This window comes from Pseudomonas sp. Pseusp88, assembly GCF_047303955.1.
Lineage (GTDB): Bacteria > Pseudomonadota > Gammaproteobacteria > Pseudomonadales > Pseudomonadaceae > Aquipseudomonas.
In genome coordinates this window covers 1-7402 of record NZ_JBGLYM010000070.1, presented here as the reverse complement: position 1 = coordinate 7402, position 7402 = coordinate 1, and the positions used below count along the sequence as shown (strand labels likewise).

General features: G+C 61.8%; 7 protein-coding genes. All 7 read right to left on the bottom strand.

Annotation, left to right across the window (positions count from 1 at the left end; genetic code table 11):
• Positions 1–388: 388 nt before the first annotated feature.
• From ACCD02_RS32345 to ACCD02_RS32315, 7 genes are read right to left on the bottom strand one after another with little or no spacing between them, the layout of a single operon-like run.
• Entirely contained in the window at positions 389–1993 is a 1605-nt protein-coding gene (locus ACCD02_RS32345; RefSeq protein WP_413310654.1) for a hypothetical protein, read from the bottom strand.
• Positions 1994–2005: 12 nt separating this feature from the next.
• Positions 2006–2827 (bottom strand): glycosyltransferase family 2 protein, encoded by an 822-nt coding sequence (locus tag ACCD02_RS32340; RefSeq protein ID WP_413310653.1) that lies wholly within the window; start codon positions 2825–2827, stop codon positions 2006–2008.
• A 9-nt stretch (positions 2828–2836) separates the two neighbouring features.
• Entirely contained in the window at positions 2837–3193 is a 357-nt protein-coding gene (locus tag ACCD02_RS32335; protein WP_413310652.1) for a DMT family transporter, read from the bottom strand.
• On the bottom strand, positions 3190–4014 hold the full coding sequence (locus tag ACCD02_RS32330) for a sugar phosphate isomerase/epimerase family protein (RefSeq protein WP_413310651.1): 825 nt from the start codon (positions 4012–4014) through the stop codon (positions 3190–3192). Before ACCD02_RS32330 ends, ACCD02_RS32335 begins: the two co-directional genes overlap by 4 nt.
• Entirely contained in the window at positions 4011–4805 is a 795-nt protein-coding gene (locus ACCD02_RS32325) for a pyridine nucleotide transhydrogenase (protein WP_413310650.1), read from the bottom strand. The genes ACCD02_RS32330 and ACCD02_RS32325 overlap by 4 nt, the downstream gene beginning before the upstream one ends.
• Positions 4806–4817: 12 nt before the next feature.
• On the bottom strand, positions 4818–5951 hold the full coding sequence (locus ACCD02_RS32320) for an NAD(P)/FAD-dependent oxidoreductase (RefSeq protein ID WP_413310649.1): 1134 nt from the start codon (positions 5949–5951) through the stop codon (positions 4818–4820).
• Positions 5951–6964 carry a glycosyltransferase gene (locus ACCD02_RS32315; protein WP_413310648.1) on the bottom strand — a complete coding sequence of 338 codons (1014 nt, stop codon included), beginning with the start codon at positions 6962–6964 and terminating at the stop codon, positions 5951–5953. The genes ACCD02_RS32320 and ACCD02_RS32315 overlap by 1 nt, the downstream gene beginning before the upstream one ends.
• Positions 6965–7402 lie beyond the last annotated feature (438 nt).

Here is a 7402-nt window from a genome sequence, read left to right as displayed (position 1 = left end):
TGGAGGCAATGCTACGCCGCTGGGATTTATTAAGAAGTCAATGCGATTGGTACCGATCATTGCTGAAATTGATAGTTGTTTAGGGAACGAATTGTGGGGTGAATTCGCGAAGGCATTCCAGGCGACGAATATCTATCGAATGTGCCAGCCCCTTCGCGGATGAATCCGCTCCCACAGTAGTGCGTGAATACCATCGGTATCTGTGGGGATTCATCCACGAAGGGGCTGCTCCGGCTTTACAGCAAACATAGAATCTCCCACAAGGGCGCACATCCCGGTTCCATCGCGCTTGCCGATATCTGTAGGAGCGGCCTTAGCCGCGAGCACGTCTTCCCGGCTAAAGCCGGTCCTACAGGTGGTGCGTTATTGCGCGACAGCGCTATGAGCCTCACTCCACCTGTCGATACCTCACGCAATACCCCAACCCGCAAAGCTGCTGCGGATAACGCTCGAGCACAAAGGCATCGAGCTGCGGAAAGCGTTGGCGCATGTCGCGGCCGTCGATGCGGTAGGAGGGAAAGGTGGTGGAGTAGACGATGGCGTTGGGGGAGGCGCTGGCCAGGGCCTGGATCATTTCGGGTTCGTAGTCGGCATTGGCATAGACCGGGTAGGTGAAACGGGTGCAGGCGGGGCGGTCGAGCAGGGCGTTGATCACGCCATTGTTAGCCAGGTCAAAGACGCAGCCGACCTGGTGCTCGCGCAGGCGCATGGCGGCCCAGCCCGCGCCGGGGGTGAGCGTTGCGCTGTTGCTCGGTGGTGTGCCGAGACGGGCCAGCCACTGGTACTGGCCTTCGCGCAGGTGTTTGCCGTGGCTGTAGAGCAGCGCTGATGCTGAAAGGGTGAACAAGGCCAGCAGTGTCAGGTGGCTCAGGCGCAGATCGCGGGGGGCCTTGTGGGGTGTGCAGGCGTAGGCCGTCAGGCAGGCAATCAGAAAAAAGCCCAGGTTGTGCTGCGTTACGGTCAGGGCGGCACCCACACCGATCAAGATCGGCAACAGCAGCACGGCGCGGCCGAGTTGCAGATCCTTGCGCGGCAGGCTCAGCAGCAGGCACAGCGGCGCCCACAGGGCGCTGTAGATATGTTCGACGTCGGCGCGGTTCAGGCCGATCTTGAGCATGATCACCGTGAGCAACAGCAGCACGCCGCGCAGCGCCAGATGCTCCAGAGAGAGCCGTTCGCGCCAGGCCGAGCGCAGCCCCAGGGCCATGACCAACAGACTGATGGAGGCGGCGAACAGACTCAGGATCAGCGCATCGCCGCGCCAGCCATACCCCCACTGGGCCGAGGTAGCAAGCAGCACGCGCAAATTATTCAGATAGCCGGGAACAGAGAAGGGCCCGGACAGCAGGCCAAGGCCAAGCAGCGTCAGGGTCGATCCGAGGGCTATCCACCATTCGTTGCGCCGCTTGAGGGCCAGTAACAGCAACGGCGGCCCGAAGGCAAAGACGCCGGCAATGCCGCGATCAAACGACCAGAACAACCCAAAGCCCAGCATCGTCCCCAGAAGCAGACGCAAGACAGTGGCCGCAGGCGCTCGCCAGGGCCGCTCATGCAGCAGCACGAACACATAAAGCGCCGCCAGCAGGAACAAGTCGCGGTAGCCGACGAAGAACCCCGCCGCCAGAGCCGTGGCCAGCAGCAGCGTGCCGCGCCAGGGTCGTCGGCGCGCCAGCTCGTCGACGATCAGCAGCAACAGTGCTGCGGCGAGGATATTGAGCACGGCATACAGCGCCACCGTCGGCAGCAGGTAGTGGTCATCGCCCCAGATCAGCCGCGCCAGCCAGGCCGGCAACACGTCGACGACACCGTGAATGCTTAGGGGCTGGAATGGTGGGGCAGCGGTGCCGAAGTAGCTGATGGCGGTGGCGAAGAACTCGCCTTCGTGGAAGGGATCTTCAAGGATCAGGCTGCCCTTGAGGTGGGGTGCAATGATGAACAGCACACACAACAGGCTCAGGGCCAGGGCGCGCCAGGGTCGATGCAGCTCGGCCATACCGGGACATCCTCAGGGGTTGTAGTGGCCCAGGCAGGTCTTGAGCAGCACCTGGACAATCGACAGGTTGCCGCTGACGCTGCTGATCTTGGTCGGCACTTCGCCCTTGGGGTAACGCCGTGCACTGGGCAGTTCGACGCAGCGATAGCCCAGGCGCGGGGCGCGATAGGACAGGTAGGCGAGCAGCTCGTAGGTCATGAATACCTCACGAAACGGCGCGATGGCCGGGTCCAGCAGCAGGGCGCGGCTGTAGGCGCGAAAGCCCTGGGTGGTATCGGTCCAGTGAAAGCCCGAGGCCAGGCTCAGCAGCGGCGCATGAATAAAGCGAATGGCAAAGTCCCGCGACCTGGGCGTGTTCTCGGCCTGGCCGCCGACGATAAAGCGCGACGCCTGGACGAAGTCCACGCCGTCGCGCAGCGCGTCGATAAAAGCGGGAATGGCCGCCGGATCGTCCTTGTCGTTGCCATCGATGGTGACAATGCCGGCATAGCCCTGATCCAGGGCAAAGGCGTAGGCGCAACGCAGCTGGGCGCTGAGCTTGCCGGGGCCGGTCTTGCGCAGCAGGCCGCTGACGCCTTGGGCCTGCAGGGCTGCAAGGTCCAGGGAACCGTCGCTGCTGCCGCCGTCGACAATAAGGATGTCGGCGAGGGCGGCGATGTTCAGGGCGGCCATGCGCTGCAGCAGGCGGGTGATGCGCGGGCCTTCGTTGATCACCGGAATGATCACGCACCAAGGCTGTTGGCGACCGCTCCAGAGCGGCGTAACGAAGCTCGGCACTTGCCAGGCGGCGCGCTGTGCCGACGTGGGTTCGATGCAGGAGAGAGCAGGGGGCATGGCATTTCCTCAGGCGACATGGGCGGTGATCAGCGCCACCCCCGCCATGACCAGGACGATCCCGGCGATGGTCGTCCAGTAGAAGGGTTCGCGAAAAATCAACGCCGAAGACAGCGCCACCGTGGCAATCGCCCCGGCGGTCAGCACCGGGTGGGCGACGTTCAGGGGCAGTCGCACCAAGGCTGCGGCATACAGCAGAAATGCCCCGCCATACAGCACCAGGCCCAGCCAGAACGGCCAATTACTCAAGGCGGCCAGGGGCTCTTTGAGGGATGGGAACTGCCGTGGCGGCATCATGGCCATCTTCACCAGAACGCTGGCCGAGGCGTTGCAGAGGATGCCGCTGAGCAGGATCAGCCACTTCATGGCGCGCTACTCCTGTAATGCCGCTGCGCCACTTCCACGGCCCGCTCGATGGACCACTCGGCAGGCTCATGGGGGCTGCTGAGCATCTCGATGCTGACCACGTGGCCGGGCAGGTAACGCCGGATGGACTCGGCCATGCGCGGGTGATCGGTGCTGCCGTCGCCCAGGGGCCGCAGGTTCGGTTCGCTGGCGTGGATATGGCCGATCAGCGCGGCATGCTGCTGCAGGATCTGCCAGGGATCTTCGTGATTGAGGGCCAGGGCGCCGGTATCCAGTTGCATGCGGATGGCCGGGTGATCGACCGCCCGGACCATCGCCGCAGTGCTATGGCTGTCGGTCATGAAGTTGGCGCCGTAGCAGACCGGGTTGGGTTCCAGGCAGATACACACGCCGTGGGCCATTGCGATGTCGCCCAGGGCCTGGAAAAAGTCAGTGGCGCGCAACTGGGTCTGCTCATCATCGAGACCGCTGCGATCACGGTTTTTCGGCGAGCCGAATACCAGTCGCGTGGCATTTAACCCGGCGGCAATCCGGCAGACCGCCTCAAGGTGATAAAGCATGGCCAACTGGCTGGCCGAGGTGCCGAACAGGTTCAGGCCAGTGGTTCCGAACAACAGCGACTGCATGCCGACGATGTCGATGCCGTGGTCGGCCCACCAGCATCTGACCTGGGCGATATCGCTGTCTTGAGCCTTGAGCGGGTCGGCGAAGTACTTGCCCGGGGCGATATCGATGGCATCGACGCCTTTGCGGGCCAACAGCGCGGCAATCAAGGGATCCTGGTGGACTTCCCAGGCAATGTTGGATATCGCCAGTCTCATGGATGCACGTCTCTCGCGGCGGGAAGGGTTCGCGGTTCGGATTGCGCGTAGGCACGGATGGCCTGCACGGTGTCGCGAAAGCTGTAGGGGTAGCGGCCTCGGCTGCCGAACACCTGGGCATGACGGCTTTGCAGGTCGTAATGGGTCACGGGGCCGGTCAGGCGATTGCTGAAGGTGCGGCCAAAGCCCAGGCGGGCGACTTCGGCGACGCTGATCGGTTGCGCTGTCAGGTGCAGCCGCTGCAGACGTGCGTCGAGGGCGGTCTGGATGTCCCAGGCCAGGTTGACCATGGGGTAGAACTGGAACAGGGCGCGGCTGTCGATGGCGTCCAGGTTATTGCCGTTGAGCAGGTCGAAGATCACGTTCTTGCGCAACCCTGGCCCTACCAGCCCGGGCAGGCGAATGATCAACGCGTCAGGGAAATGGACTTCGACGAACCGCTCCAGGCGATAGCGATGCAGGCCATAGGCATGCAGGTCACGCTCCAGCACCGGGCTGTTTTCATCGACGCCGTGGGGCTCGCGAAATACGTCCACAGTGCTGATCAGTACGAACTGGCGACAGGTCACGGTGCGCAAATGGCTGATCAGCATATCGATGGCCTGCCAGTCAGCCTCGGGGTTCTGGTTGGCTCGCCATTTCTGGCCGGGAGCGGCGGCGCAAATCACCCGCTCGAAGGTTTTTCCGTCGATATCGCCGATGTTGTTGGCGCGGTATAGCTGATCGAAGGTCTGTTGCCTGAGCAGGGTGCTGCCCACGAATCCGGTGTAGCCGAGCAAGGCGGTGGTCATAGGGCTGCTCACTCAATCAGGGCGGGTAAAAGGCTCGGCGTCGAGCTTTTCCAGCACGTCGTAGATGTTGTCGATCTTGCCGCCCAGCACCGAATAGCTGCCGGGCAGGTGTGCATGTTTTTCAAAGAGAATCGGGCGGGCGTCGTTGCTCTCGTTCATGACCAGCACGGTTTTGACTTCGAACAGCGACTCGACATAACGGGCACCACGCACGGCCGGGATATAGCGCTCGACGTCGCGCAACATGTGATCGACGCGGCTCTGGCGCGGGTAGTGCTGCAGCTTGTCGTAGGGGTTGCGCCCCGGTTCGTCCTGCCAGTGCAGGTGCGGGGTGTAGCGCACGTGGGAGAGGCTGTGCAGGCCCTTGGCCGGAAACGGCATCATGGAAAAGAACGGTCCGTCCATCAGGGTGATGCCCAGGCTGTTCAGCGCCGCCGGCATCTGCAGCAGCGGCATTTCGGTGATTTCCTGCTTGAGCTGAGCCTGAATGCCGGGAAAGTCGCCACCCAGTTGGTTCAGGCCGCTGTAGGTGCAGTTGAACGCATAGCGACAGCGCAACCGCGACTCGCTGCCATCGGCCTGACGCAGCACGGCCTCGATATCGCCCTCGGTACCGCGATACAGCGCCGTGACCTGGGTCTGGCAGCGCACCTGCACCTCGCACTCGCGCAGCGCCTGCTCGGCCCACTGCGCCAGTTTGCTGGAGTCGAAGGCGAACTCCTGGACCTCGAACACCGCCTCGATCAGCCGTGGCTCGAACAGGCCGCGCAATGCCGGGCTGGCCGGTTGAATCGGTGCGCCAATATCGCGGCAGAAACGCTCGAACTGCCGCGCCGTGACCTTGGAGTTGCGGCGGGCAATGGCGTAGAGCTTGGTGAAATCCTGCTTGATGATGGCGGGCCAGTCGCTGACAAAACGCGGCAGGTTGACCCGGCTGCGGTAGGCCGTGGTGAAGCTGCGCGGGTAGTGATAGCCGTTATGTACCCGGGCCTGGTTGTTGTAGGACGCACGCTGCATCAACGCCGCTTCGCGCTCGACCAGCACGATATGACGCAGGCCGCGCTGGCGGGCCAGGTACACAGCGATGGCGGCGCCATAGAAACCGCCGCCAATGATCAGGGCGTCGATGGGCTGTGCGTCGTTCATCAGCGTGCCTGACTATTCAGCGGTGCAGGCATGGCGGGGGTTTCAGCGATATTGAGCTTTTCCCGCCGGGTCATGCGCGCGCTGGTGAACTCCTGACCGACGTGATAAATCGGCCCTTCGTTGGACAGGCTGGCCATGTTCAGGATGTATTCGCCCAGCACCAGCAACACCAGGGAAATCAGAAAAAACATGCTCGACTGCAATAGCGAGACACTGACCCAGCCCGGCGCCACTTCGGTCTTGAACACAGCGATGGCCACCACGTACACGCAATACAACAGGTTGCTCACCGCACCAAACAGCGACAGCGCCGTGACCAAGCGCATCGGCGCGCGAGTGGTGGACACCAGCAGGCGCACGCCACGATCGATGCTGTCGCGCAGATGCTTGGGCCGCGTAGCCTTGGGCGCGGCGCTGTAGCACAGGGACGCCCGGGCAAAGCCGCCGGTAGCTGGCAGGTGGCGATAGGACATGGCCGGGTGCGGGTGCTGCAGGATGAAGTTGATCACCCGCTTGCCCAGCAGCCGATACTGCGGCGCTTCACTGGCCAGGTGAATGCCATTGAAGCGTTTGTACAGCCAGTGGAATACAGAAAAGGCGCAGCGATAAGCCAGGCTCTGGGGCGGCTTTTGCGCATTATTGGCAAACACCACATCGGCGCCGGCCATGGCCCGCTCGATCATTTTCGCAATGAAGGCGACGTCATCGTTGAGCGGATCAATCACCACCACCACATCGCCCAGGGCGTTCTCCAGGCCGACCCATGAAGCTGTGTCGGCATCAACCTCCTGGGTCAGGGCATAGACCTGCAGATTGGCCAGGCCATCCTCGGCAGTCAGGCGCTTGAGCACCGTTACGCTGTCATCTTCCGAGGCGTTATCGACAATGATCAGCTCAAAGTCGCTGGCCAGGGCGGCAATCACCGACGCGGCGTGCACCAGAGTGGCTTCGAGGCTCTGCGATTGATTGCGAAACAGAAAGACGACGGATAAAAAACCAGGATAAATGTCCATATTGATCCTCAGAAAAACAGGGATCAGACACTCAGGCCGACAAGCCTCAAACTGCGATACACCAATGAGCGGGGAAGAGTCTGTTAAACGGGGCCATAGCTACCGCCTGCGGACGAGGCGTCTACAAACTTGGCGAAGTGCAGGGAAGAGAAACAGGCTCTGCTATATCAGCGTTTGTTCAGAAGGCTGTCAAATAAAAATGTCAATTTTTCGATTTTATAAATTTCAGTATTTATAAATTATTGATTTTTATAATTAATAAAAATTGACGCTGCAAGGTCAGTGCGTTGAGCTGTTTTTGTGGGAGCGAGGCTCGCTCTCACAGAATTCAGGGTGATAGCTATATAGATAGCTGGTTTATCGCAGGCAAAATTAAGCCCGGCAAAAGCCGGGCTGGAGGGACAAGCGCCTGGGGATCAGCTCAGGCGGCTTGCACCA